General features: G+C 62.7%; 20 protein-coding genes and 2 pseudogenes. 10 read left to right on the top strand and 12 right to left on the bottom strand.

Annotated elements, in window-relative coordinates; all coding sequences use genetic code 11:
- Window positions 1-4 precede the first annotated feature (4 nt).
- Genes RGV59_RS25365 through RGV59_RS25355 form a run of 3 tightly spaced genes read right to left on the bottom strand, consistent with a single transcriptional unit; the run spans window position 5 to window position 3,569 of the window.
- Window positions 5-1,273, bottom strand: coding sequence for a dihydrolipoamide acetyltransferase family protein (locus RGV59_RS25365; protein ID WP_102618598.1), 1,269 nt, complete (start codon window positions 1,271-1,273; stop codon window positions 5-7).
- Entirely contained in the window at window positions 1,274-2,332 is a 1,059-nt protein-coding gene (locus RGV59_RS25360; RefSeq protein WP_017847500.1) for an alpha-ketoacid dehydrogenase subunit beta, read from the bottom strand.
- 1 nt (window position 2,333) lies between these two features.
- On the bottom strand, window positions 2,334-3,569 hold the full coding sequence (locus RGV59_RS25355; RefSeq protein WP_046487271.1) for a 3-methyl-2-oxobutanoate dehydrogenase (2-methylpropanoyl-transferring) subunit alpha: 1,236 nt from the start codon (window positions 3,567-3,569) through the stop codon (window positions 2,334-2,336).
- A 195-nt stretch (window positions 3,570-3,764) separates the two neighbouring features.
- Here RGV59_RS25355 and RGV59_RS25350 point away from each other — a divergent pair, with 195 nt between their 5' ends.
- The gene (locus tag RGV59_RS25350) at window positions 3,765-4,247 is read left to right on the top strand and encodes an Lrp/AsnC family transcriptional regulator (protein WP_017847498.1); all 483 of its coding nucleotides are present in this window, start codon (window positions 3,765-3,767) and stop codon (window positions 4,245-4,247) included.
- Between the two features lie 415 nt (window positions 4,248-4,662).
- Window positions 4,663-6,288 (top strand): methyl-accepting chemotaxis protein, encoded by a 1,626-nt coding sequence (locus RGV59_RS25345; RefSeq protein ID WP_126585770.1) that lies wholly within the window; start codon window positions 4,663-4,665, stop codon window positions 6,286-6,288.
- Window positions 6,289-6,319: 31 nt separating this feature from the next.
- Here RGV59_RS25345 and RGV59_RS25340 read toward each other — a convergent pair whose 3' ends face one another.
- A complete protein-coding gene (locus RGV59_RS25340) occupies window positions 6,320-7,183 on the bottom strand; it encodes an MBL fold metallo-hydrolase (protein WP_046382806.1) in 864 nt (287 codons plus the stop codon).
- Window positions 7,184-7,502: 319 nt separating this feature from the next.
- Between RGV59_RS25340 and RGV59_RS25335 the strand changes: the two genes are divergently transcribed.
- The 3 genes from RGV59_RS25335 to RGV59_RS25325 all read left to right on the top strand — a co-directional run bounded on the left by RGV59_RS25335 (window position 7,503) and on the right by RGV59_RS25325 (window position 12,307).
- Complete coding sequence (locus RGV59_RS25335) at window positions 7,503-8,678, top strand: porin (protein WP_017847495.1); 1,176 nt, start codon at window positions 7,503-7,505, stop codon at window positions 8,676-8,678.
- 577 nt (window positions 8,679-9,255) lie between these two features.
- Entirely contained in the window at window positions 9,256-10,413 is a 1,158-nt protein-coding gene (gene nosP, locus RGV59_RS25330; protein ID WP_102618595.1) for a nitric oxide-sensing protein NosP, read from the top strand.
- The gene (locus RGV59_RS25325; protein WP_079444258.1) at window positions 10,343-12,307 is read left to right on the top strand and encodes a PAS domain-containing hybrid sensor histidine kinase/response regulator; all 1,965 of its coding nucleotides are present in this window, start codon (window positions 10,343-10,345) and stop codon (window positions 12,305-12,307) included. The genes nosP and RGV59_RS25325 overlap by 71 nt, the downstream gene beginning before the upstream one ends.
- 266 nt (window positions 12,308-12,573) lie before the next feature.
- Here the strand turns inward: RGV59_RS25325 and RGV59_RS25320 are convergent, their stop codons facing one another.
- The 6 genes from RGV59_RS25320 to RGV59_RS25295 form a co-directional block, all read right to left on the bottom strand.
- A complete protein-coding gene (locus RGV59_RS25320; RefSeq protein ID WP_017847492.1) occupies window positions 12,574-13,239 on the bottom strand; it encodes a response regulator transcription factor in 666 nt (221 codons plus the stop codon).
- 24 nt (window positions 13,240-13,263) lie between these two features.
- Window positions 13,264-13,803, bottom strand: coding sequence for a PQQ-dependent catabolism-associated CXXCW motif protein (locus RGV59_RS25315; protein WP_017847491.1), 540 nt, complete (start codon window positions 13,801-13,803; stop codon window positions 13,264-13,266).
- Between the two features lie 108 nt (window positions 13,804-13,911).
- A complete protein-coding gene (locus RGV59_RS25310; protein WP_017847490.1) occupies window positions 13,912-14,703 on the bottom strand; it encodes an ABC transporter permease in 792 nt (263 codons plus the stop codon).
- The gene (locus RGV59_RS25305) at window positions 14,700-15,440 is read right to left on the bottom strand and encodes an ABC transporter ATP-binding protein (RefSeq protein ID WP_046487266.1); all 741 of its coding nucleotides are present in this window, start codon (window positions 15,438-15,440) and stop codon (window positions 14,700-14,702) included. Before RGV59_RS25305 ends, RGV59_RS25310 begins: the two co-directional genes overlap by 4 nt.
- Window positions 15,437-16,396, bottom strand: coding sequence for a YVTN family beta-propeller repeat protein (locus RGV59_RS25300; protein WP_046487263.1), 960 nt, complete (start codon window positions 16,394-16,396; stop codon window positions 15,437-15,439). The genes RGV59_RS25305 and RGV59_RS25300 overlap by 4 nt, the downstream gene beginning before the upstream one ends.
- Before the next feature lie 34 nt (window positions 16,397-16,430).
- Window positions 16,431-17,615: an ABC transporter substrate-binding protein gene (locus tag RGV59_RS25295; protein ID WP_102618998.1), complete on the bottom strand. Its 1,185-nt coding sequence runs from the start codon at window positions 17,613-17,615 to the stop codon at window positions 16,431-16,433.
- 279 nt (window positions 17,616-17,894) lie between these two features.
- Here RGV59_RS25295 and RGV59_RS25290 point away from each other — a divergent pair, with 279 nt between their 5' ends.
- The 4 genes and pseudogenes from RGV59_RS25290 to RGV59_RS25265 all read left to right on the top strand — a co-directional run.
- Complete coding sequence (locus tag RGV59_RS25290; protein ID WP_102618997.1) at window positions 17,895-19,157, top strand: histidine kinase; 1,263 nt, start codon at window positions 17,895-17,897, stop codon at window positions 19,155-19,157.
- Window positions 19,154-19,780, top strand: a complete 627-nt coding sequence (locus tag RGV59_RS25285; protein WP_017847484.1) for a response regulator transcription factor — start codon at window positions 19,154-19,156, stop codon at window positions 19,778-19,780. The genes RGV59_RS25290 and RGV59_RS25285 overlap by 4 nt, the downstream gene beginning before the upstream one ends.
- A gap of 341 nt (window positions 19,781-20,121) precedes the next feature.
- Window positions 20,122-20,208, top strand: a pseudogene (locus RGV59_RS25280) (outer membrane lipoprotein carrier protein LolA); the annotation flags it as partial.
- 355 nt (window positions 20,209-20,563) lie between these two features.
- A pseudogene (locus tag RGV59_RS25265) lies at window positions 20,564-20,650 on the top strand (outer membrane lipoprotein carrier protein LolA); the annotation flags it as partial.
- 310 nt (window positions 20,651-20,960) lie between these two features.
- Here the strand turns inward: RGV59_RS25265 and RGV59_RS25250 are convergent.
- Together RGV59_RS25250 and exaA are read right to left on the bottom strand one after the other, a co-directional pair.
- Window positions 20,961-21,608, bottom strand: a complete 648-nt coding sequence (locus tag RGV59_RS25250) for a pentapeptide repeat-containing protein (RefSeq protein ID WP_017847483.1) — start codon at window positions 21,606-21,608, stop codon at window positions 20,961-20,963.
- Between the two features lie 78 nt (window positions 21,609-21,686).
- The gene (gene exaA / locus RGV59_RS25245) at window positions 21,687-23,594 is read right to left on the bottom strand and encodes a quinoprotein ethanol dehydrogenase (protein WP_079444253.1); all 1,908 of its coding nucleotides are present in this window, start codon (window positions 23,592-23,594) and stop codon (window positions 21,687-21,689) included.
- A gap of 255 nt (window positions 23,595-23,849) precedes the next feature.
- Between exaA and pedF the strand changes: the two genes are divergently transcribed.
- Window positions 23,850-24,311, top strand: coding sequence for a cytochrome c-550 PedF (gene pedF, locus RGV59_RS25240; protein ID WP_017847481.1), 462 nt, complete (start codon window positions 23,850-23,852; stop codon window positions 24,309-24,311).
- Window position 24,312: the final 1 nt, after the last annotated feature.

Genomic DNA, 24,312 nt, shown 5'->3' with positions numbered 1-24,312 from the left:
GCCCTTACTCCAGGAACAGGCTGGCGGGTTGTTCGAGCAGGCCGCGAATGGCCTGGATGAATTGCGCCGCGTCCATGCCGTCGACCACGCGGTGATCGAACGAGCTGGAGAGGTTCATCATCTTGCGGATCACGATCTGGCCCTTGATCACCATCGGCCGCTCGACGATGCGGTTGACGCCGACGATGGCCACTTCCGGCAGGTTCAGCACCGGCGTGCTGACGATGCCGCCCAAGGCGCCGAGGCTGGTCAGGGTGATGGTCGACCCCGACAGTTCGTCGCGGTTGGCCTTGCCATTACGCGCGGCGTTGGCCAAACGCGCGATTTCCTCGGCATTGCCCCACAGGCTGCGTGCTTCGGCGTGGCGCACCACCGGCACCATCAGGCCCACATCGCTCTGGGTGGCGACGCCCACATGCACCGCACCGAGGCGGGTGATGACCTGGGCTTCGTCGTCGTAACGCGCATTGATCTGTGGGAAATCGCGCAACGCCACGACCATGGCGCGCACGATGAACGGCAGCAGCGTCAGCTTGCCGCGTGTCGCGCCGTGTTTTTCATTGAGGTGTACGCGCAGTTCGTCGAGGGCGGTGACGTCGATCTCTTCCACATAGCTGAAATGCGCGGCGCGCCGGGTGGCGTCCTGCATGCGCTGGGCGATTTTGCGGCGCATGCCGATCACCGGGATCTGTTCTTCGTCGTTGCGTTCGGCGTAGGGGTTGGCGGCCGTAGTTTTTTTCGCCGGACTCTGGAGCAAGTAAGCGTCCAAATCTTCGTGCAGAATCCGGCCCGCCGGACCGGACCCCTGCACCAGGCGCAGGGGAATGCCTGCATCCAGCGCATGCTTGCGCACGGCGGGGGAGGCCAGCGGACGCTCGTTGGCATCGCGGGCCACGGGGGCCTGGGGCGCGACGGACGGTTTGAGCGCCAGTGTGCTTTCTACCGCCGGGGCCGGCTTGCTTTGCGCCACCGGCGCAGGCGCCGCCTTGGCCGGTTCAGCCGCCATCGGCACGTCTTTGGTATTGCCCGCGCCTTCCACTTCGATGCTGATCAGCACACTGCCCACGGCCATGACTTCACCCGGCTCGCCGCCGAGGGCAAGTACCTTGCCGTGGACCGGCGAGGGAATGTCCACCATCGCCTTGTCGGTCATCACATCCGCCAGCACCTGGTCTTCGACGACCAGGTCGCCGACCTTCACATGCCAGGCCGAAAGTTCAACTTCTGCGATGCCTTCGCCAATGTCCGGCATCTTGATAACGTGCGTGCCCATTCAGACCTCCATGACCCGTTTCAACGCCGCGCCCACACGGGACGGCCCTGGGAAATACGCCCATTCCTGCGCGTGCGGGTAGGGGGTGTCCCAACCGGTGACGCGTTCGATCGGCGCTTCCAGGTGGTGGAAGCAATGTTCCTGCACCAGCGCCACCAGCTCGGCGCCAAAGCCGCAGGTGCGGGTGGCTTCATGCACCACCACGCAACGTCCGGTCTTTTTCACCGAGTTGACGATGGTTTCCAGGTCCAGCGGCCACAGGCTGCGCAGGTCGATGACCTCGGCGTCGATACCGGTTTCTTCGGCGGCGACTTGCGACACGTACACGGTGGTGCCGTAGGTCAGCACGGTGACGGCCGAACCCGGACGCACGATCGCGGCCACGTCCAGCGGCACGCTGTAGTAACCGTCCGGCACTTGCGCCTGCGGGTGTTTCGACCACGGCGTTACCGGGCGGTCGTGGTGGCCGTCGAATGGGCCGTTGTACAGGCGCTTGGGCTCGAGGAAGATCACCGGGTCGTCGTTTTCGATCGAGGCGATCAACAGGCCCTTGGCGTCATAGGGGTTGGACGGCATCACCGTGCGCAGACCGCAGACCTGGGTGAACACCGCTTCGATGCTCTGGCTGTGGGTCTGGCCGCCGTAGATGCCGCCGCCGCAGGGCATGCGCAGGGTCAACGGCGCGGTGAACTGGCCGGCCGAGCGATAACGCAGGCGTGCCGCTTCGGAGATGATCTGGTCGCTGGCTGGGTAGACGTAGTCGGCGAACTGGATTTCCGCCACCGGGCGCAGGCCGTAGGCGCCCATGCCCACCGCCACGCCGACGATGCCGCTTTCGGAGATCGGCGCGTCAAACACCCGCGAACTGCCGTACTTGTTCTGCAAGCCTTCGGTGCAACGGAATACGCCGCCGAAATAGCCAACGTCCTGGCCGAACACCACCACGTTGTCGTCACGCTCAAGCATCACGTCCATGGCCGAGCGCAGGGCCTGGATCATGGTCATGGTGGTGGTGGTCATGGCGGTTTCCAATTCGATGCTGTTGTTGTGATCGTTCATGTCAGACCCCCAACTCTTGACGCTGGCGCTTCAAGTGCTCCGGCATCTCTTTGTAAACGTCTTCGAACATGGTCGCGGCGCTTGGAATCTGGCCGCCGGCGAGGGTGCCGTACTGTTCGGCTTCTTTTTGCGCCTTGACCACTTCGGCTTCAAGTTCGGCACTGACCGCCGCGTGTTCCTCTTCGGACCACTGGCCAGTCTTGATCAGGTGCTGTTTGAGGCGCGCAATCGGGTCGCCCAACGGGAAGTGGCTCCAGTCATCGGCGGGGCGGTATTTGGAGGGATCATCCGAAGTGGAGTGCGGGCCGGCGCGGTAGGTGACCCATTCGATCAGGGTCGGGCCGAGGTTGCGGCGCGCGCGTTCGGCGGCCCAGGCGGAAGCGGCGTACACCGCGATGAAGTCGTTGCCGTCCACGCGCAGCGAGGCGATGCCGCACCCGACGCCGCGTCCGGCGAAGGTGGTGGCTTCACCGCCGGCGATGGCCTGGAAGGTGGAGATGGCCCACTGGTTGTTGACCACGTTGAGAATCACCGGCGCGCGGTAGACGTGGGCGAAGGTGAGGGCGGTGTGGAAGTCCGATTCGGCAGTGGCGCCGTCGCCGATCCAGGCCGAGGCGATCTTGGTATCGCCCTTGATCGCCGAGGCCATGCCCCAGCCCACGGCTTGTACGAATTGGGTGGCAAGGTTGCCGGAAATGGTGAAGAAGCCGGCGTCTTTCACCGAATACATGATCGGCAGTTGCCGGCCCTTGAGCGGGTCGTGCTCGTTGGACAGCAGTTGGCAGATCAGGTCCACCAGCGGCACGTCGCGGGCCATCAGGATGCTTTGCTGGCGATAGGTGGGGAAGCACATGTCGTCGATGTTCAGGGCCAGGGCCTGGGCGCTGCCGATGGCTTCTTCGCCGAGGCTCTGCATGTAGAACGACATTTTCTTCTGACGCTGGGCGACCACCATGCGGTTGTCGAAGATGCGCGTCTTGAGCATGGCGCGCATGCCCCGGCGCAGGATCTCGACAGGCACGTCTTCAGCCCACGGACCGAGGGCCTGGCCCTGGTCGTCGAGCACGCGGATCAGGCCCTTGGCCAAGTCGGCGGTGTCGGCGGGTTCTACGTCGATGCTGGGTTTGCGCACCAGGCCGGCGTCGGTCAGACGCAGGTAGGTAAAGTCAGTCTTGCAGCCTGGGCGGCCCGAGGGTTCGGGAACGTGCAGGCGCAGTGGTGCATACGGCTGGTTCATGGCTTTCTACGCTCGATCTTGTGAATTTCTTGTAGTGGGCGCGCTAGCTGACCGTCATCCTCCGGGTAGGAGAAATCTTGTCCTACAACAATCATAGGCGGGGCGTAGAAGAATATTTATCTGTGTTTCGTTGCGCTCGGGCTCATTTGCGGATAAAAAAACTGCATAAACATAATAAACAGGTGATTTTGTCTCATGCGCAAACTGGACCGTACCGATATCGGCATTCTCAACGCCCTGCAGGAGAATGCGCGCATCACCAACGCCGACCTCGCCCGCTCGGTCAACCTGTCGCCCACGCCGTGTTTCAATCGGGTCAAGGCGATGGAAGAACTGGGCCTGATTCGCGACCAGGTAACCTTGCTCGATGCCGACCTGCTGGGGCTGCACGTCAACGTGTTTATCCATGTCAGCCTGGAAAAGCAGAACGAACTGGCCTTGCAGCAATTCGAAGGGGCGATTTCCGACCGGCCCGAGGTGATGGAGTGCTACTTGATGGCCGGCGACCCGGACTATTTGATCCGTGTGTTGGTGCCGACGATCCAGTCGCTGGAGCGTTTCATGATGGACTTTCTGACCAAAGTGCCAGGTGTTGCCAATATCCGCTCCAGCTTCGCTCTTAAACAAGTGCGCTATAAGACCGCGTTGCCACTGCCGCCGGATGGATTGATGGTCTGAGACAAGGTTCGCGGCGCAACGCAACTCATGCATTGCTCTTTATTGGCGCGCGCGCTTTTTAGTATTGACACCTGTCAATGTATGTTTTACCTGAGCGCTCTATTGTATCGGCTACGTTCCCCATTCAAGTGGCCGGACAAGTCATGGAGAATCAGCCGCCAAGGTGCCGTGTACCCTACGACTTTAATCTAACTTCGTATTCTAAATATTGCCGCCTGGGCCGATTGACTTCCAACGCGCTTTGGGCTTCAGGCTGGATGAGTTTTGTTGTTTAGCTAAGTAATTAAAAAGAACGGGGTTTTTTTCTTGCATCATAAAAATTTCCTTGATCGCTCACGAATTTTTCACGCGTTATTAAACAAATTAGTTGCTATAAGCCACCTAACTAACAAGTCCACGTAAAAGGTGAATCGAGATGTCTATGAGATCCCTGAAATTGAATCTACGTACCACCCTTTGTTTCGGAGTGGTTTGCATTCTGCTGTTAATACAAGGGGGCATGACGCTGGTAAAAGTCGATTCCGTCTATTCTTCAACCATCGAGATTGAAAGCAACTGGCTGCCCAGTATTCGCCTGGCCGGAAGAATCGATTCAGCCCTGTTTAAGTTGCGTCTGGAGTTGCGCCGTTTTGCCATGGACAGTGCCCGGCAGGATCAAAGTTCACGGGATAGCCTTCAAAGTATCCGATCGGAGTTGATGAAGATCGCCCAGAGCTACGCTCCCATGGTGTCGAGCCCCGAGGAGCAGGCCAAATATGACGAAGTCATGAGCAGTATTGGCACTTACAACCAGAAGATCGACGAGTTTCTGACACTCTCTACCACAGGCTCCTCCGCGCAGATCGCCGCTTATCTGAGCGACGTGCAAGCCCCCGTCGCCCTCAAGGCGCAGGACTCGATCAACGACCTGATCACCCTGAACGGGCGCGGCTCCAATGAGGCGGTGCGGATCGCCTCCAGCGAATACAACGCGACTCGTCTGTTTACCTGGGTGCTGATGGGCGCTTCAGTGCTGTTGACCGTGGTCGTCGCGAGCCTGTTTACCCGCAGTATCATTACCCCAGTGCGTGAGTTGCTGGTGTCGACCTCCAAGATCGCCGACGGTGATCTGCGCGTGGCCATCGCCGTCAACGGCAAGGATGAGCTGACGGAGCTGCAACAATCGACTGCCGCGATGCAGATGAACCTCAAAACCACTTTGCAGCACATCTCCGAAGCCTCCGGGCAGTTGGCCTCGGCTGCCGAAGAGATGAGTTCGATTACCCGTGAGTCCAGCGCCGGTATCGAGCGCCAGAGCATGGAAACCGACCAGGCCGCCACGGCGGTCAATGAGATGACTGCGGCGGTGGAAGAAGTCGCGCGCAATGCCGTCTCGGCCTCCCAGTCGACCCAGGACTCCCAACGCTCGGCCCAAATCGGCCAGGAGCGTGTGACCCAGACCATCGCGTCGATTGAAAAACTCAGCGCCACCGTGCAGCAGACCGGTATGGAAGTCGAAGGCCTGGCCAAGCAGGCCCAGGACATCGCACGGGTGGTGGAAGTGATCCGCTCGATTGCCGAACAGACCAACCTGCTGGCGCTGAACGCCGCCATCGAAGCGGCGCGGGCCGGCGAGCAAGGCCGAGGGTTTGCGGTGGTGGCCGATGAAGTGCGGGCGCTGGCTCACCGGACCCAGACCTCGACCCAGGAAATCGAGCAGATGATCGCGAAGATCCAGGTCTGTTCCAACGAGGCGGTGTCGTCGATGACCATGAACCGCAGCGAAGCGGTGGACTCGCTGAAAATCGCCCACGAAGCAGGCCAGGCCATCACCCAGATCACCGAAGCGATTGCCGACATCAACGACCGGAACCAGTTGATCGCGACGGCCTCCGAAGAACAGGCGCATGTGGCGCGCTCCGTCGACCAGAACCTGATCAGCATTCGCGACCTGTCGATCCAGAGTTCGTCGGCCGCCGGGCAAACGTCGATTGCCAGCCACGAACTGTCGAAGCTGGCGATGGATCTCAAGCAGATTGTGGCTCAGTTCTCCATCGCGTGAACCCGCGACGCAGGTGGCCGGTTGAGCGCGTTCAGAGCTGATTGAGCGGGATCTTCAGGTACACCACCCCATTCTCTTCGGGCGGCGGCAGATTCCCCGCCCGCACATTCACCTGGATCGCCGGCAGCAGCAGTGTCGGCATCCCCAGCCCGGCATCGCGCTGGGTCCGCATCTGCACAAACGCCGCTTCATCCACCCCGTCATGCACATGGATATTGCCCGCGCGCTGCTCGGCCACGGTGGTCTGGCACCGGGCCTCACGGCCTTGTGGCGGGTAGTCGTGGCATACGTACAGTCGGGTCTGCGGCGGGAAGGCCAGGAGCTTGCGCATCGACGCATACAGCTGGTGTGCATCGCCACCGGGGAAGTCGCAGCGGGCGGTGCCGACGTCGGGCATGAACAGGGTGTCGCCGACCAGGATCAGTTGATCGTCGATCAGGTAGGCCATGTCCGCCGGGGTGTGGCCGGGCACGTGCAAGGCCTGGGCCTTCAAGTTGCCGATAGGGAAGATTTCATCCGGGGCGAACAGGTGGTCGAACTGCGAACCGTCGACGCGAAATTCCGGCTCCAGGTTGAACAGGTGCTTGAACACGTGCTGCACCTTGCTGATGGCCTGGCCAATGGCGATCTTGCCGCCCAACGTCCGGCGCAGGTAAGGCGCGGCGGACAGATGGTCGGCATGGGCGTGGGTTTCCAGCAGCCATTGCACCTGCAAGCGATGTTCGCGCACGTAGGCGATCACCTTGTCGGCCTGGCGTGTGTCGGTGCGCCCGGAGGCCGGGTCGTAATTGAGCACCGAGTCGACGATGGCGCAGGGGCCATCGTCGGCCTCATGCACCACATAGGTGTAGGTCGACGATGCCTCGTCCAGAAAAGCCTGAATCAACGCGGGCATGGGCGGCGGTCCTTGGTGGCGGGCTGCGGGTTACATTCGCGATGTGTCCCACATGGACTTGGCAGATTAAGGGAAAAAAACGCTGCGAGGCAAAGGGTCGACCTGTAACAGGACATGATACGGTCTTTCGGCATGTCGTTCAGGGTCGGTCTTACACCCTAAGTGCCGCGTCTGTGAACGGGCCGGTCTTACACCGAATTTGCCGAGCCCCCGCTGCCCGTCCAAAGCACCCTGAAATTGGCGCCAAGGCAGCGTAGGCCGTGGCCTGGCAGCTTTCGATAATCGCCTCCGACATCATGTCCCCGTTGCGGAGCGCACCATGCATAACAATAAGAAACTCCCCCTGCGTCTGTTGCCTGTGTTTCTCGTCGGCCTGGGCCTGAGCCCGTTCGCCAGCGCCGAAATCATGCTGTACGACAAAGACGAAACCACCTTCTCCACCGATGGCTACATCAACGCCTTCTACGTCAACAGCAACGTAGACCGCGCCGGTGACCAATACGACCGCCGCCAGGCCCGGGTGAAGATGGGCTTTTTGCCCAACTACCTGGGCTTCAACATGACCAAGCAGGCCGACGACCTCAAGCTCGGCGCCCGTGCCTCGTTCTGGGTGACCATCAACGACAGCCAGACCAACGGCACCGACACTGCCATCGATGTGCGCCAGTTCTACGGCACCGTAGCCAACCCGGAGTGGGGCGAAGTGCTGATCGGCAAGGACTTCGGCCTGTTCGCCCGCTCCAACATCCTGCTCGACGAATTGCTCGCGGGCTACGGCCAGGTCAGCGACAGCCTCGGCCTGGTCGACGGCGGCGGGGTTTCGTTCGGCAATATCGGCAGCGGCTATCCATACCCGTTCCCGACCTCGCAGATCACCTACCGCACCCCGGTGATGGACGGCCTGCGTGTTGCCGTCGGCATCCTCGACCCGGTCGATACCAACGACAGCAGCCCCCAAGGCAAGGCCTACCAGAAAAACCCGCGTACCGAGAGCGAGATCACCTACCAGTTCGACCTGGGCGGGGCGAAGATCTACAGCTGGCTCAACGGCAGCTACCAGACTTCGGACAACACCGATTCCAATGTCGACAGCGTCACCTCCAAAGGCGTGGGCTACGGCGTACAGGCGAAAATGGGCGGCCTGTCCCTGACCGGCTCGGGCTTCCAGGCCAAGGGCATCAACCCGTTCTTCACCAACAATGCCGGCGAAGCGACCCTGCGCAATGTCGACAGCAACGGCTACCTGCTGCAGGGTTCCTACAAATTGGGCAAGAACCGCCTGGCGCTGTCGTATGGCAAGACCAAGGACGACGGCAACGGCGTGGTGGGCAGCGGCGCGGACTATGACACCCGTGGCATTGCGCTGTTTCACGACGTGAACGACAACCTGAAGCTGGTCGCTGAATACAACCAGTTCCAGATCAAGGGGCATGACACCAGCGCACAAAATGAAGACACCGACACCTTCGCCGTCGGTGCCGTGCTCACCTGGTAAAACCTGACTGCCCTGGTCTTTAAGTGGTACGCGGTCAAAATGTGGGAGGGGGCTTGCCCCCGATAGCGGTGGTTCAGTTGGCTCATTTGTAGCTGATCCACCGCCATCGGGAGCAAGCTCCCTCCCACATTTGATTACCTGCATCCTGAACGTCTCATCCCATCGCATCCCCCCACCCAGTACCCAAGTAGCATAGGTTCCGCCCCCCCAGCCTTCGTACACTCATGCCTCAGAGCGGAGAGTCGACGATGCACAACCATGAAGGCGTAGTCAGTGCCATGTCTCTGGCCACCGACACCTTCGCCGTCGGTGCCGTGCTCACCTGGTAAAACCTGACTGCCCTGGTCTTTAAGTGGTACGCGGTCAAAATGTGGGAGGGGGCTTGCCCCCGATAGCGGTGGTTCAGTTGGCTCATTTGTAGCTGATCCACCACCATCGGGAGCAAGCTCCCTCCCACATTTGATTACCTGCATCCTGAGCGTCTCATCCCATCGCATCCCCCCACCCAGTACCCAAGTAGCATAGGTTCCGCCCCCCCAGCCTTCGTACACTCATGCCTCAGAGCGGAGAGTCGACGATGCACAACCATGAAGGCGTAGTCAGTGCCATGTCTCTGGCCACCGATGCCGGGCAGGCCGCCGAAGAATTGGCCGAGCAACTGCTGCATCCGTACCTGGGCTTCGTGCTGTTTTTCTGCTCGGCTTCCTACGACCTGCAGGCGCTCGGCCAAGCCCTGCAACGTTGTTTCGGCAATGTGCGCCTCGTCGGTTGCACCAGCGCCGGCGAGATCACACCCCAAGGCTACGGGCGCAATTGCGTGACGGCGATGGGCTTTAACCACGCGCATTTTTCGATTGCCACCGAACTGATCGACCAGGTGGAACACTTCAGCCTGATCGACGCCCAGCACATGGTCGAACGCCTGGTGGGCGGCTGTCGCAGCAACACCCTGGCGCCGATCAAGGGCAACACCTTCGCCCTGACCTTGCTCGACGGCCTGTCCAGCCGTGAAGAAATGGTGCTCGCGGCCCTCAGCGCGGCGCTCGGCGATATCCCGCATTTCGGCGGCTCGGCCGGCGACGACAATTACCTCACGCACACCCATGTGTATTTCAACGGCGCGTTCCACAGCGGCGCGGCCGTGGTGGTGCTGGTCAATACCTGGCTGGACTTCGAGGTGTTCACCACCCACCACATTCTGCCGCGTGCGGAAAAACTCGTGGTGACCGGCGCCGACAGCCCGTCGCGGCGAGTGTTCGAGCTCAACGCCGAGCCCGCCGCCGAGGAGTACGCGCGACACATCGGCGTGGCCGTGGCCGACCTCGACCACCGCATCTTCGCCGCGCACCCGCTGGCGGTACGTATCCACGACCAGTACTACGTCAGGGCGATCCAGCAGGTGCATGACGACCTGAGCCTGAGTTTCTACTGCGCCGTGGAAAACGGCATCGTCCTCACGGTGATGACACCCGGGCCGATCCTGCCGAACCTGGTAACCCTGTTCGACGGCCTGCAATCGCGCCTCGGCGAGCTGCTGCTGACCATTGGCTGCGACTGCTTCCTGCGCCGCCTGGAGCTGGAAGACAGCGGCACCCTGGAGCAGATCGGCGGCTTCCTGCGCGACCAGCGGGTGATGGGGTTCAACACCTACGGAGAACAGTTCAATGGCATGCATATCAACCAGACCTTCACCGGCGTCGCCATTGCCCGAGGGCGAGCCCCAGGATCGCAATGAACTGTTGGCCGAGTTGGCGCGACTGCGCCTGGACAACTACAAGCTGACGCGGATCAACGCGGCGCTGATCGAGCGCATCGAGTCCGGGGTGACCCAGGGCAACGACCCCTACACCACGTTCCAGCACTCGGTGGTGCTCGCCGAACAAGTGCGCGAGCGCACCGACGCGCTGAACCAGGCGATGGCCGAACTGCGCGCCAGCAACCACTTACTGATCAACGCCCGCCTGCGCGCCGAAACCCTGCGCCGCGAGCAGGCCGCGGCGCAAAAGGCGCAGGAGAGCGAGCGCTGGATTCGCCTGATCACCGACCATGTGCCGGCGCTGATCGGCTACCTGAATGCCGACCTGGTGTATGAGTTCACCAACAAGGTCTATGAAGAATGGTACTGCTGGCCGCGGGGCATGATGCTCGGCCAGAGCCTGCGCGAAGTCCACAGCGAACAACACTGTCAGCGCCTGGATGCCTACGTCTCGCGGGCGCTGGCGGGGGAGAGCGTGACCTTCGAATTCGCCGAAACCAACATCAACAACCAGGAGCGCTACATGCTGCGCTCCTACGTGCCCAACCGCCTGGCCAGTGGCGAAGTGGTGGGGATCTTTGTGCTGATCCGCGACATCACCGAGCGCCGGCGCACCGCCGAAGCCTTGCACCAGGCCTATCAGAACCTGGAGCTGCGCGTCGCCCAGCGCACCTCGGAACTGACTTCGCTGAACGACCAGTTGCTGCGCGAAATCGACGAGCGCCGCCGCGTGGAATCGCGCCTGCGCGAAGCCAAGCTCGAAGCCGAGCAGGCCAACCTGTCGAAAACCAAATTCCTCGCCGCCGTCAGCCACGACCTGTTGCAACCACTGAACGCCGCGCGGTTGTTCACCGGCGCCTTGCTCGAACGCCGCGAACCCCAGGCCAATGAAACCCTGGTGCGCAACGTGAGCAACTCGCTGGAAGACGTGGAAAACCTGTTGGGCACCCTGGTCGATATTTCCAAGCTGGATGCCGGGGTGATCAAAGCCGATATCGCCCCGTTCGCCCTCAGCGAGCTGCTCGACAACCTCGCCGTCGAATTCACCCAACTGGCGCGCAGCGAAGGCCTGGAGTTGCACTTCGTCGGCTGCTCGGCGCTGGTGCGCAGCGATATCCAGCTGCTGGCGCGGATTCTGCGCAACCTGCTGAGCAATGCGATTCGCTACACCTACTCGGGGCGCGTGGTGCTGGGCTGCCGCCGCCAGCACCAGCGCTTGTCGATCCAGGTCTGGGACAGTGGCATGGGCATTGCCGAAGATCGCCTGGAGGAAATTTTCCAGGAGTTCAAACGCGGCGATGTGCAGCGGCGCGACCAGGATCGCGGGTTGGGCCTGGGCCTGGCCATCGTGGAAAAAATCGCCGGCATCCTCGGCCATCGCATCACCGTCAAGTCGTGGCCGGGCAAGGGCTCGATGTTCGCGGTGGACGTGCCCTTGAGCGCCACCGCGCCCAAATCGCTGCCGCAGCCGTCCATGAGCGAACCGATGCTGGAGCGCCTGCAAGGCGCGCGGGTGTGGGTGCTGGATAACGACGCGGCGATCTGCGCGGGAATGCGGACCTTGCTGGAGGGGTGGGGCTGCCGGGTGGTCACCGCGTTATCGGAACAAGACCTGGCGCGGCAGGTGGACAACTATCACGCCGAGGCCGACCTGCTGATCGCCGATTACCACCTGGACGATGAGCAGAACGGCGTCGACGCCGTGGCACGCATCAACGCCCGGCGCGCCAGCCCAATCCCGGCCATGATGATCACCGCCAATTACAGCAACGAACTGAAGCTGCAGATCCGCGAACTGGGGCACACCTTAATGCACAAGCCGGTGCGGCCGATGAAGCTCAAGACCGCGATGAGCCACCTCTTAGGCAAGTGACCACCGAACGCTCCTCAAATAGCGATCAAACAGAGATCCAGAGATCCAGAGAACAAATGGAGAACCAGAGATCAAATGGAGATCCAGGGATCAAATGGAGATCCAGGGATCAAATGGAGATCCAATGTGGGAGGGGGCTTGCCCCCGATAGCTGACTGTCAGTCACTGCACCTATAACTGATCCACCGCTATCGGGGGCAAGCCCCCTCCCACACAAGCCCCACACAAACCCCATCCCACAAGGGTTCTATGCGCTTTCCGAAAGATCAGCGACGCAGATAAGAACCAAAATCAATATCCCCCGCGCTCAAAATCGCCTGCACCCGATTATGCACATTCAACTTGCGCAAAATCGCCGACACATGGGCCTTCACCGTGGTCTCGGCGATCTCCAGGGTGTAGGCAATCTGCTTGTTCGACTCGCCCTTGGTCATCCGCTCCAGCACCAGCAACTGCTTGCGGGTCAACGCCTGCAGCAATTCCGGAGCGAAGCCCGGGTTTTCGTTCAGGCGCCGGTGGGTGCCGGGTTTCTGGGTGCGGATGATGTCCGGCGGCAGGTACACATTGCCGTTGAGAATCTGCTGGATCGCCTCGGTCATTTGCTGGCGCGGCGACGACTTGGTGATAAAACCGACGGCGCCATAGGTGATGGCCTGCAGCACGATTTGCTTGTCTTGCTCGGCGGACACGATCACCACCGGGATGGTCGGCGATTCGTTGCGCAGATTGATCAGGCCATTGAGACCGTGCATGCCGGGCATGTTCAGGTCGAGCAGGATCAGATCGAGGTCGTCGTGTTCCTGGGTCAGCGCCAGGGCGCTGTCCAGGTCGGCGGTCTCCATCACTTCGCTGCCGGGGAAACCATCGCTGATGACGTTATGAATCGCTTCGCGAAACAGTGGGTGATCATCGGCAATCAGGATTTTGTACATGGCCGTTCACCTTTCTTATTGTGGTTATTCAAATGGCTCGGGTTGCGCCACCGACACCGGCAGCTTCGCCGCTTCCCAGGCATCCAGGCCATCGCGATACCAATACACAGAGGTATAGCCCAGGTTGGCGGCACGTTTTACCGCGTTCCAACTCAGCCAGCAATCGGAGCGGCAATAGAAGACCAATGGTCGTGCCAGGTTGCCGCCACTGTAGGTGTACAGGTGGCGCACGAAATAGCTTTGCCACTCCGGCGTAAGGTCGCCGTCGCCGGTGTTGGCCAGCCAACGGCTGCCGGGCAGGTTGGCGTGGGGCTGGTCTTCGATGAAGCGGCCTTGCAGCCACTGGCGGCGATACGTATCGATCAGCACCGGGGCTGGGGTTTGGGTCAGCAGGGCTTGCAGGGCAGGGGTGTCGATGATCGTCGCGCCCTGCACATGATCGGGCGTGGGGCTGCGATACAGGCTGATGCGATAGCCGTCGGCGGAAAACAATGGCGTATCGGCCTGTACGTTGGCGGCAAACAGGCACAGCAGCGCCAACAAGGGCAGTCGGGCAGGCAGCATGGCAGGGCGATCCTTATCGTTATGCACCCATTACACGTGAGTCCCGAGCCCTTGGGAATGCGACGATAGACAGGAAAACCAGTACTAAAGTAGTAGTTTTTGCCGCCCTCAGCCTTTTTTGCGCAACGCCGCATGCTGGGGGTTGAAGGTCAGCACCGCCAACACCGCGAACAGTACGGTCAAGCCCAGGCACACCGCGAGGGCCAGGCCGGCGAAGCGTTCATACAGGGCAAAGCGCACCAGCTCGACGGCGTGGGTGAAGGGGTTGATTGCGCACAGCCAATACAACCACTCGCTGGAGTCGCGCATCTTCCACAACGGGTACAGCGCCGACGATATGAAAAACAGCGGGAAGATCACGAAATTCATCACCCCGGCAAAGTTCTCCAGTTGGCGGATCGCGTTCGACAGCAGCAAACCCAGCGCGCTCAGCATCAAGGCCACCAGCAGCAAGGCCGGCAGGGCGATCAACAGCCCCATGGCCGGCGGTTGCACGCCGTAGACCCAGGCGATCGCCAGGAACCCGTACACCTGCAACAGTGAAATCAGCGCGGTGGCGAGCAACTTGCTGCACAGCAAAAACGTGCGCGGCAGCGGGCTGGTCAGCAGCACGCGCATGCTGCCCATCTCGCGGTCGTAGACCATCGACAGCGAACCCTGCATGCCGTTGAACAGCAGGATCATGCAAGCCAGCCCCGGGATGATGTAGACCTCATAGGGAATGTAGGTGTCGTAAGGTTCGATCACCGAGATACCCAGCGCGGCGCGGAACCCGGCAGCGAACACCAGCAGCCACAACAGCGGGCGCACCAGGGCGCTGAGAAACCGCGTGCGCTGCAATACAAAGCGCAGCCACTCGCGCAGCACGATGCCGCGCAAGCATTGCCAGTAAGCGTTCATGCCGGGGCTCCCGTCGTTGTGGGGCGGGTCAGGCGCGCAAAGACGCTGCCGAGGTCGCCACCCTGTTCGAGGATCAGCGCATCGACCTGCCCGCTGGCCACCAAGCGGCCCTGGTGCAGGATCATCAACGCATCGTCGGGCTGCACTTCATCGAGCAGGTGGGTGGTCCACAGCACGCTGATGCCTTGCTCAAGGCACAAGTTGCGCACGTGCTGGTTCAGCGCCAGGCGGCTGGCGGGGTCGAGGCCGACGCTGGCTTCATCCAGCAGCAGCAAGCGCGGTTCATGCAACAACGCCCGGGCGATTTCCACGCGGCGCCGGTGCCCGCCGTTGAGCTCGCGGACTTTTTCGCGGCGCCGCTCGGTGAGGGCCTGGCGCGCCAGCTCGGTTGCGACGCGCACGTCGGTCTGGCGCCGCGACAAACCGTGCAGCGCGGCGTGATAACGCAGGTTCTGTTCGACGCTCAAGTCCAGGTCCAGGGTGCTTTGCTGGAACACCACCCCCAGTTGCGTGAGGGCTGCGCGCGGTGCATCGCGCAGGGAGTGGCCGCCGACGCGGATGTCGCCGCTTTGCAGGTCGTACAAGCGCGTGAGCAGGGCGATCAAGGTCGACTTGCCGGCGCCGTTGGGCCCCAGCAACGCGGCGAATCGCCCCGGTGCCAGGCTGAAGCTCACCTCGTGCAAGGCCTGGCGCGCGCCATAGGCGAAGCTCAGGTCGCGCACCTCCAGGGCGTTCATGGCGTGACCACCACGCCCCATGGATAACGCCCGACCTTCACCGACTTGAGCACCTTGAGGCTGTCCACATCGATCACCGACACATCGCCGCTGACGCCATTGGTGGCCAGCAACTGTTTTTCGTCCGGGGTAAATGCCATCTGCCACACGCGGCGGCCTACCAGCAGGTAGTCGAGGATCTCGAAGGTCTTGGCGTCGATCACCGCCACATGGTTGGCCGGGCCCAGGGCGACAAAGGCGTACTTGCCGTCGGAACTGAGCTTGATCCCCACCGGTTGCACTTTGTCCGGGTGGACGCCCTTGATCTTGAACGTCAGGGTTTTGAGGACCGCGCGGCTGGCCACATCGAGGATGGTCACGGTGCCGCCGATCTCCGCCGAGGCCCACAGCTGCGAGCCATCGTGGTTGAACTCGACGAAGCGCGGGCGCTGGTCCACCAGGGTGCTGTCGACCAGGGTCTGGGTGCTGGTGTCGATCCAGTGCAGCATGTTCGTGGTTTCGCTGGTGTTCACCGCCCACTTGCCGTCCGGGCTCACGGCCATGCCTTCGGGCTCTACGCCGACGTTGATCTGGCCGAGCACCTTGGAGGTCTCGGTGTCGATCACCGTGACCAGTGCATCGTCTTCGTTGGACACATACAGCCAGCGGTCATTGGGGTGCAGGGCGAACTGCTCGGGGTCTTTGCCGGAGGGCAGTTCCTTGATGATCTTGCGCGTGGCCACGTCCATCACCTGCACGCGGTCCGAGTCGCTGGCGCAGATGTACAGCAGCTTTTTGTCATGGGACAGCAGCAGGCCCCGCGGGCGCTGGCCGACCTTGAGCGTGTCGGTGACTTGCAGGGTCTGCATGTCGATCAGGCTGAGGGTATTGTCTTTCTCGTTGGAGACCCAGGCGGTGCTGGCCACGGCGTGCCCGGCGGCAAGCAGCAGGGCGCATGAGAGCAGGGTGCGGCGCATGGCGGATTCCTTATTATTGTGAGTAGGGGAGCGATCAAGGGAAGCGGCAGGTCACCTCGGGTTTGTCGTAGCCCAGGCTGTCCATTTCGTTGAAGGGGTGCAGGAAACCGTCCTGAGGCGAGGTGCTGACCAGGGCGCGGGGCTGCACGATCGGAATCGGTTGGCGCAGTTGGCCGTTCCACGCGCGATAGCTGAGCTTGCGGCCCTTGAAGCCGTCCAGCGGCAGTTGCTCGCTGATCTCCAGTTGGCGGATGGTCATGGGGTCGACCTGGCGCAGCTTGTTCACCGCACTGGCAACGCTGCGCACAGCCATCCAGGCGGCGAAGTCGCGGTCGTTCATCCAGCGCCCGGCCAGGGCTTCGAAGCGTTTTTGCAGTTGCGCGGCGCCGTAGGTCTCGACGGTCTTGTGCCAGCCGGTGGGCGTCAGGCCCTGGGTGCCGGCGACGGGGCGCGGGTACCAGGTCTGGTAGGGCACGTACTCGCCGAAGTCGCCGCGCTCGTCCGCCACCAGCACCACGTCGTATTCGGCGGTCTGGGTGAACAGCGGCATGTCTGCCTGGGCGCTGCGGCGTTGGTCGTTATCGAAGCGCCAGGCTTTCTCCGCCACCAGATGCACGCCGAAGCGCTTGGCGGCGCGGCGCAGGGCGGCGGCGTAGGCCTGGTCATCCTCGGTGGGGCCGACGATCAGCAGCGCCTTCTGCCATTTGCGCACCACCAGAAATTGCGCCAGGGCATCGGCGAGCATGGCCCGGCTGGGCAGCGTGTGCAGCACGTTGCCCAGGCAGTCGGTGCTGCGCAGGCTGTCATCGGGGCTGCCGGCGTTGAACAGCAGGCTGTCGGGCAGGGCCGCGCTGAGCTGGCGCAGGCTGGCGGCGGGGGCGTTGACCACGAACAGGCGCAGGCCCTGGTCGTGCTGGGCCTGGGCGGCGGCGAGCAGGGCGTCGGGGCTGTCCAGCGTGGCACTGGTCAGGCTGTAGCGTTGGTTGAGAAAGGCGCCGGTGCTGTTGCTGTCGATGATCGCCAGTTCCGCACCGCGTTGCCCGGCGTCGGTGGGCTCGGGGATCACGTTCGACAGCAGCGGCCCAGGGTCGGGCCGATAGCCCAGGTAGCCGATCTGCACCGCCAACGGCGCCTCGGCGGCCTGGCTGGCAGTGGCCACCCCGGCGGCGCAGGCAATCGCCAGCAGGTAGAGCACGGCGTAGGGGGCGAGCTGGCGCATAAGGCACTCCATGTCAGGTAGCGCCAGCATAGGAAGCCTTATGTCTGCTGCAAATATGCAGAAAGTACCGCTGAGCCAGTACCAAGGTAGTAGCCCCGCGCAGGTGACGCGGTCTTAGCATGGGTTACCCCCACCGTGTCCATCCGGGAGATGAACGATCATGCAAATCCTCAAGGCGCTGCTTTTGCCGTTCCTGCTGATCGTGAGCCTGATCGGCGTCGACAAGCTGCACGCACCACGCCCGGCGCTGAGCGTGCCCGCCAGCGTGGCGCACTAGGTATGTCGGCACTGTGGCGCATCAACCTGTGGGTGTGCGGTTTCTTCGCCTTGGTCACCTGCGCCTGCACCGCGCTGTTGTTGCATCAGGCCCTGACGGATGTGGAGCGTGAGCTGCAATCGGCCGAAGCGGTGGTGCATTACCTCAGCGCAACCGCCGAGCGCGACCCGGCCAGCCTGCAACCGCATCTCACCGCCAGCCTGCGCCATGTGCGCGTGCATTGGCTGGCCCCCGACGAGACCTTGCCGGCGCCGCTGCCGTCCGGCCTGGACGCCTGGCTCGGGCGCCTGCTGTTTGCCGAGGCGCGGCGCAGTGCCCAGGTGCTGGACCTGCCGGACGGCCGCCGCGTGTCCATCGCCGTCGACCCGCGGGATGAGATCGATGAAGTCTGGGACTCCCTGCAACAACTGTTGAGCCTGTGCGCCCTGGCCCTGGCGCTGAGCCTGCTGACTATCCGCTGGGCGGTGCGCCGTGGCATGGGCGTACTCGACGAACTGCTGCGCGCCTTGCAACAGGTGTGCGCCGGCCGGCTCAATGTGCGCCTGCGCAGCGCCGGTTCGCCGGAAGCGCGGCAACTGGCGCTGCATTTCAACCGCATGACCGACGCCCTGGAGCAGGCGCACACCGACAATACCCAACTGACCCAAACCCTGATGGCGGTGCAAGAGCAGGAGCGCAACCACCTGGCCCAGACCCTGCATGATGACCTCGGCCAATACCTGGCCGGTATTCGCGCCCAGGCCTGCCTGTTGCGTCTGGTCACCGACCAACCGCAATTGCTCGCGCGCACGGTGGCGCAGCTGGAGGATCACTGCGATCACTTGCAGCAAGGCTTTCGCGCACTGGTCCACGACCTGTACCCGGTGGCCCTGCAGCACCTGCCGCTGGCCGAGGCGTTCGCGATGCTGGTGACGCAGTGGCAGGCCAGCCATGGCATCGATTGCCGGCTGCGGGTCAGCGCGGACCTGCCGGCGTTGTCCGGGGCGAGCAAGACGCACCTCTATCGCCTGCTGCAGGAAGCCCTGACCAATATCGTGCGGCATGCCGATGCCAGCCAGGTGCGCGTGCGCCTGCATCGTCACGGTTCGCGCCTGCGCCTGTGGGTGCGCGATAACGGTTGCGGCGCGCAAACGCCGCAGCGTCCCGGCGTCGGCCTGTATTCGATGTACGAACGCGCGCGCTGCCTGGGCGGCGAACTGACAATCCTCAGCCACCCCGGCGTCGGTTGGGCGCTGGCGTTGAACATGCCATTGGAGGCCTCATGAATATTCTGTTGGTGGACGACCATGCGGTGGTGCGCCAGGGCTATGCCAGCCTGTTGCGCGCGCTGTTGCCGGCCATCGAAGTGCGCGAAGCGGCCAGCGGCGAAGAGGCCTTGAGCCGGGTCCAGGAAGCACTGCCGCATTTGGTGATCATGGACTTCGGCCTGCCCGGCATCAGCGGCCTGGAAACCACGCGCCGCCTGCGCCAGCGCCTGCCGCAACTGCGCGTGCTGTTCTTCAGCATGCACGACGAACTGCCGCTGGTGCGCCAGGCCCTGGAAGCCGGCGCCTCGGGCTACCTGACCAAAAGCTCGGCGCCCGAGGTGTTGATCGAAGCGGTGCGGCGCGTCCTCGACGGCCACGCCTATATCGAACAGTCCCTCGCCACCCAACTGGCCTACACGCCAAGCGACCAACGCTTGCAAGGCATGACCCCGCGTGAGCTGGAGATTTTCCTGATGCTGGCCAGAGGCACGCCGACCCGAGTGATTGCCGACCAGTTGAATATCAGCAGCAAGACCGTGTCCAACCACCTGACCCTGCTCAAGAGCAAATTGCAGGTCAGTTCCCATGCCGAACTGGTCCACCTGGGAATCGACCTCGGCGTGGTACGCGTAGCGGGCTGATCCCCCCATGTACCCCTGTTACCACTGTTACCACTGTAGGAGCGAGCTTGCTCGCGAAGACCGTCAACGATAACGCGAAAAACCAGACCCCCCGCAGCGGTCTCGGGCTTTTCGCGAGCAAGCTCGCTCCTACAAAAGTTACCGGTCAGTGCCCATGCCTAGCGGGGCACCCAGGCCCCACTGTAGGAGCGAGCTTGCTCGCGAAGACCGTCAACGATAACGCGAAAAACCAGACCCCCCGCAGCGGTCCCGGGTTTTTCGCGAGCAAGCTCGCTCCTACAAAAGTTACCGGTCAGTGCCCATGCCTAGCGGGGCACCTAGACCCCCCTGTAGGAGCGAGCTTGCTCGCGAAAACCGTCAACGATAACGCGAAAAACCTGACCCCCCGCGGCGCTCTCGGGTTTTTCGCGAGCAAGCTCGCTCCTACAGAAGTTACCGGTCAGTGCCCATGCCTAGCGGGGCACCTAGACCCCCCTGTAGGAGCGAGCTTGCTCGCGAAAACCGTCAACGATAACGCGAAAAACCTGATTCCCCGCGGCGCTCTCGGGTTTTTCGCGAGCAAGCTCGCTCCTACAGAAGTTACCGGTCAGTGCCCATGCCTAGCGGGGCACCTAGACCCCCCTGTAGGAGCGAGCTTGCTCGCGAAAACCGTCAACGATAACGCGAAAAACCTGATTCCCCGCGGCGCTCTCGGGTTTTTCGCGAGCAAGCTCGCTCCTACAAAAGTTACCGGTCCGTGCCCATGCCTAGCGCGGGCACCTAGACCCCACTGTAGGAGCGAGCTTGCTCGCGAAGACCGTCAACGATAACGCGAAAAACCTGACCCCCCGCGGCGCTCTCGGGTTTTTCGCGAGCAAGCTCGCTCCTACAAAAGTTACCGGTCCGTGCCCATGCCTAGCGCGGCACCTAGACCAACTGTAGGAGCGAGCTTGCTCGCGAAGACCGTCAACGATAACGCGAAAAACCTGATTCCCCGTGGCGCGCTCCGGTTTTTCGCGAGCAAGCTCGCTCCTACAGAAGTTACCGGTCCGTGCCCATGCCTAGCGCGGGCACCTAGACCCCACTGTAGGAGCGAGCTTGCTCGCGAAAACCGTCAACGATAACGCGAAAAACCAGACCCCCCGCGCCGCTCTCGGGTTTTTCGCGAGCAAGCTCGCTCCTACATTCAAATGGCGGTGTGCTAACGATTCCAGGTGGTGGGGCAGTCCTTGCAGCCTTCCATGTTCGCATCCTGGAAATTCGCATAATGCTGCCGCGCGCCCGTGAGGATCGCGCTTTCCAGGTTGCTCTCACCGAACTTGGCCTCTTGCAGATTCGCATCGCTCAGATCCGCCCCTCGCAGGTCGGCCTTGCTCAGCCAGGTCATTTCCAGGTCGGCGGCGCGCAGGTTGGCCTTGCGCATTTTTGCCCCGGACAGCCGCGCGAATTGCAGGTAGGCCGCGCTCAGGTTGGCGTTTTCAAACTGCGCTCCCTGGGCGAACAGGCCCCAACCCTGGATCGCCATCAGCGTGGCGCCGGTGAAATCGGCCAGGCGCAGATTGCTTTGTTGCAGGCTGGCGCGGGTCAGGTTGGCGCCCTGCAATTGGGCTTTTTCCAGGTTGGCCAGGTCGAGGTTGGCGTGGCGCAAGTCCGCATCGCGCAGGTCGGCGCCGGCCAGGTTCATTTTGCTGAGGTCCTGGTTGCTCAGGTTGGCGCCCCTGAGGTTGGCGCCGGGGCATTGGCTGTGTTCGGCGAGGGTGCAGCCGTTGATGACCAGCGGGGTGTCGTCGCCGTCATCGGCGTGGGCCAGGGGCAGGGCGAGCAGGAGTAACAAGGGCAGATAGTTCATCTTGGAACCTCCAGACGAAGCAACCCCGTGACGTAGCAGCTGTCGAGCGCCAGCTGCTACGACGGGGCTGGGGACGGGTTATTTTTGGGCGGTCTTGTTATCCCAGCTCGGGATCTTGAACACCCAGAACGACCCACCCTGTGCCACCGGCTTGGTCAGCTCGGCCATGTCGCCGCCCCACAACGGCACCGCGCCGCCATAGCCGACGGTGACGCCGATGTACTGCTCGCCATCCTGTTCCCAGGTGATCGGCGGCGAGACGATGCCGCTGCCGGTCTGGAACTTCCACAGCTCCTTGCCGGTTTTCGCGTCGAAGGCCTTGAAGAAACCGTCGCCGGTGCCGGTGAACACCAGGTTGCCCTTGGTCGCCAGTACGCCGGCCCACAGTGGCAGGGCTTCCTTGTGCTCCCACACCACCTTGCCGGTGGTCGGGTTCATCGCCCGCAGGGTGCCGACGTGGTCGTCATACATGCGCTTGATGCGGAAACCCATGCCCAGGTACGCCGAGCCCTTCTTGTAGTTGACCTCTTCGGTCCAGTATTCCTCTTTCCATTGGTTGCCCGGGATGTAGAACAGGCCGGTGTCCTGGCTGTAGGCCATGGGGTTCCAGTTCTTGCCGCCGAGGAACGGTGGCGAGACTTCCACCGGCTTGCCCTTGGTTTCACCGGGCAACGGTTTGGCCGGACGCTGGCCCGGGTTTTCCACCGGACGACCGGTCTTCAGGTCGATATGGCTGGCCCAGGTGATGTTGTCGACGAACGGGAAGGCGTTCTGCAGCTTGCCGTTGTTGCGGTCGACCACGTAGAAGAACCCGTTGCGGTCGGCGTGACCGGTGGCCTTGACCACTTTGCCGTCCTTGTCCTTGTAGTCGAACAGCACCAGCTCGTTGTTGCCGGAGAAGTCCCAGGCATCGTTCGGGGTGTGCTGGTAGAACCATTTCACTTCGCCGGTGCTCGGGTCGACACCGACCTGGCCCGAGGTGTAGAGGCTGTCGAAGTCGTGCGGGTTGCCGTCCTTGGACGTGCGCGCCCAAGTGTTCCACGGGCCGGGGTTGCCGGCGCCGACGATGATGGTGTTGGTCTCGGCATCGAAACTCGCGCTCTGCCAAGGTGCGCCGCCGCCGTGGCTCCAGGCCTCGACCTTGCCGGTTTCGGTGGTCGGGTCATCCGGCCACGACGGCGCTTTGACGTCGCCGGTCGGGGTGCTGTCCTTGCCGTTCAGGCGGCCCATGTGGCCTTCGACGAACGGGCGCATCCACACTTCTTCGCCGGTGTCCGGGTCGCGCGCATACAGTTGGCCGACCACGCCGAACTCATCGCCGGAGCTGCCATGGATCAGCAGCACCTTGCCGCTGACCTTGTCTTTGATCAGCACCGGGGCGCCGGTCATGGTGTAACCGGCGGCGTGGTCGCCGAACTTCTTGTTCCACACCACTTTGCCGGTGTTCTTGTCGAGGGCGATCAGGCGCGCGTCGAGGGTGCCGAAGTAGATCTTGTCGCCGAAGATCGCCGCGCCGCGGTTGACCACGTCACAGCACGGGCGGATGTTTTCGGGCAGGCGGTGGTTGTAGGTCCACAAGCGTTTGCCGGTTTTCGCGTCGAGGGCGAACACGCGGGAGTAGGAGCCGGTGACGTAGACCACGCCGTCGCTGACGATGGCCTGGGATTCCTGGCCGCGCTGCTTCTCATCGCCGAACGAGTACGACCAGGCCGGGGTGAGCTTGAACACGTTCTTGTCGTTGACCTGGGCCAGCGGGCTCCAGCGCTGGGCGTTGGTGCCCATGCCGTATTGCAGCACGTCCTTGGTGCTCAGGTGGTCGTTGGCGATGTCTTCCCAGGTGACGTTGCGCGTCGCCTTTGCGGTGGACGGCGCGGCAGGGTCGGCGGCGGCGAAGCTGGCCGCACTCAAGGACAGGCTGCCGACCAGCAGGAAAGCCTGCACGGCAAGGCTCAGCGGCGAACGGGCGGGTAGCGATCTTATTATCATGGTTGCAGTTCCCAGTGGAGGTTTTGGCCTGCACAGGGTGGAGCGCCAGGGCGCTGCGCGGATACGGAAAAAGTCCCGCTGTTGCCGGGAAGACTTCCCGAGGCGCCGCTGTTTTAGGCGTGCCCCACAAGCCCTACTACCAAGGGAGGACAAGCCGGCCACCAAAGCAGCATACGGCCTATGCCCCAGGGTTTCTAAGATGGTTGCCATAACCTCTGCAATGAGGTTTTGCGTGCAATCCTGAGGGCAAAAATAATGACAACAAAACGCAATGCCTTGCTCGTCGCCGGGCTGTTGGCCGGTGTGATCGGTGCAGGCTCGGCCTGGGCCCACGGCAACGTGGTCCCGCAAGCAGTGGAAACCAAGGGCCTGACCTCGATCAAGGACGCCGGCGTGCCGGTCGACGAGGACGGCTGGGCGGCAGTTAACCCTTACCGCACGTCGCCTGAACACGACCGGGCCCTGGAAATCGGTTCGTCCGCCTACAATCAGAACTGCGCCGCCTGCCACGGCCTGGAAGCCAAGTCCGGCGGCATCGCCCCCGACTTGCGCATGCTGGATGTGGGCGAGGCCGGTGATGAGTGGTTTGTGCAGCGCGTGCGTCACGGCGCGGTGCGCGACGGCCGGGTATATATGCCGAAAATGGCCGATTACCTGAGCCAGGAAGCCTTATGGGCGGTACGCACCTACCTGGACAGCGTTCACGTCGAGGAGTAAG

It is taken from the genome of Pseudomonas sp. FG1, assembly GCF_034313875.1.
Lineage (GTDB): Bacteria > Pseudomonadota > Gammaproteobacteria > Pseudomonadales > Pseudomonadaceae > Aquipseudomonas > Aquipseudomonas veronii.
The sequence above is the reverse complement of the archived record's forward strand: the minus strand, read 5'-3'. Positions and strand labels throughout refer to the sequence as shown.

What these genes read in the sequence shown, in the direction of transcription:
- RGV59_RS25315 (WP_017847491.1), bottom strand. Translation starts at nt 13,803, where the DNA reads ATGCTGCCTGCCCGACTGCCCTTGTTGGCGCTGCTGTGCCTGTTTGCC.
- RGV59_RS25335 (WP_017847495.1), top strand. Translation starts at nt 7,503, where the DNA reads ATGCATAACAATAAGAAACTCCCCCTGCGTCTGTTGCCTGTGTTTCTC.
- RGV59_RS25305 (WP_046487266.1), bottom strand. Translation starts at nt 15,440, where the DNA reads ATGAACGCCCTGGAGGTGCGCGACCTGAGCTTCGCCTATGGCGCGCGC.
- RGV59_RS25355 (WP_046487271.1), bottom strand. Translation starts at nt 3,569, where the DNA reads ATGAACCAGCCGTATGCACCACTGCGCCTGCACGTTCCCGAACCCTCG.
- exaA (WP_079444253.1), bottom strand. Translation starts at nt 23,594, where the DNA reads ATGATAATAAGATCGCTACCCGCCCGTTCGCCGCTGAGCCTTGCCGTG.
- RGV59_RS25345 (WP_126585770.1), top strand. Translation starts at nt 4,663, where the DNA reads ATGTCTATGAGATCCCTGAAATTGAATCTACGTACCACCCTTTGTTTC.
- RGV59_RS25250 (WP_017847483.1), bottom strand. Translation starts at nt 21,608, where the DNA reads ATGAACTATCTGCCCTTGTTACTCCTGCTCGCCCTGCCCCTGGCCCAC.
- nosP (WP_102618595.1), top strand. Translation starts at nt 9,256, where the DNA reads ATGCACAACCATGAAGGCGTAGTCAGTGCCATGTCTCTGGCCACCGAT.
- RGV59_RS25285 (WP_017847484.1), top strand. Translation starts at nt 19,154, where the DNA reads ATGAATATTCTGTTGGTGGACGACCATGCGGTGGTGCGCCAGGGCTAT.
- RGV59_RS25290 (WP_102618997.1), top strand. Translation starts at nt 17,895, where the DNA reads ATGTCGGCACTGTGGCGCATCAACCTGTGGGTGTGCGGTTTCTTCGCC.
- RGV59_RS25340 (WP_046382806.1), bottom strand. Translation starts at nt 7,183, where the DNA reads ATGCCCGCGTTGATTCAGGCTTTTCTGGACGAGGCATCGTCGACCTAC.
- RGV59_RS25320 (WP_017847492.1), bottom strand. Translation starts at nt 13,239, where the DNA reads ATGTACAAAATCCTGATTGCCGATGATCACCCACTGTTTCGCGAAGCG.
- RGV59_RS25300 (WP_046487263.1), bottom strand. Translation starts at nt 16,396, where the DNA reads ATGCGCCGCACCCTGCTCTCATGCGCCCTGCTGCTTGCCGCCGGGCAC.
- RGV59_RS25295 (WP_102618998.1), bottom strand. Translation starts at nt 17,615, where the DNA reads ATGCGCCAGCTCGCCCCCTACGCCGTGCTCTACCTGCTGGCGATTGCC.
- RGV59_RS25325 (WP_079444258.1), top strand. Translation starts at nt 10,343, where the DNA reads ATGGCATGCATATCAACCAGACCTTCACCGGCGTCGCCATTGCCCGAG.
- pedF (WP_017847481.1), top strand. Translation starts at nt 23,850, where the DNA reads ATGACAACAAAACGCAATGCCTTGCTCGTCGCCGGGCTGTTGGCCGGT.
- RGV59_RS25310 (WP_017847490.1), bottom strand. Translation starts at nt 14,703, where the DNA reads ATGAACGCTTACTGGCAATGCTTGCGCGGCATCGTGCTGCGCGAGTGG.
- RGV59_RS25365 (WP_102618598.1), bottom strand. Translation starts at nt 1,273, where the DNA reads ATGGGCACGCACGTTATCAAGATGCCGGACATTGGCGAAGGCATCGCA.
- RGV59_RS25350 (WP_017847498.1), top strand. Translation starts at nt 3,765, where the DNA reads ATGCGCAAACTGGACCGTACCGATATCGGCATTCTCAACGCCCTGCAG.
- RGV59_RS25360 (WP_017847500.1), bottom strand. Translation starts at nt 2,332, where the DNA reads ATGAACGATCACAACAACAGCATCGAATTGGAAACCGCCATGACCACC.